Here is a 271-nt window from a genome sequence, read left to right as displayed (position 1 = left end):
CGTTGAAGCATTACGAGAAAGCCCGCCAGGGGCTGGATGAGCTGGCGCAGCCGTCAAAAGCCAACCGCCCGATTCACCCGCAATACGTCGCACGCTTGCTCAGCGAACTGGCGGACGATGATGCAATCTTCACCGCCGATGTGGGCTCGCCGACCGTCTGGGCCGCCCGCTACCTGAAAATGAATGGCAAGCGCCGCCTGATCGGCTCGTTCAATCACGGCTCCATGGCCAACGCCATGCCCCAGGCCATCGGTGCCCAAGCGGCGTTTCC

General features: G+C 63.1%; 1 protein-coding gene. It reads left to right on the top strand.

Going from position 1 to position 271, the window contains the following annotated elements; all coding sequences use genetic code 11:
* Nucleotides 1-271, top strand: a 271-nt coding sequence (locus SB756_RS30275; RefSeq protein ID WP_410913263.1) for a thiamine pyrophosphate-dependent enzyme, incomplete at both ends; no start/stop codon positions are given.

The organism is Pseudomonas sp. SIMBA_068, from assembly GCF_046534705.1.
GTDB classification, from domain to species: domain Bacteria; phylum Pseudomonadota; class Gammaproteobacteria; order Pseudomonadales; family Pseudomonadaceae; genus Aquipseudomonas; species Aquipseudomonas putida.
This window is presented reverse-complemented; position numbering and strand designations above follow the sequence as displayed.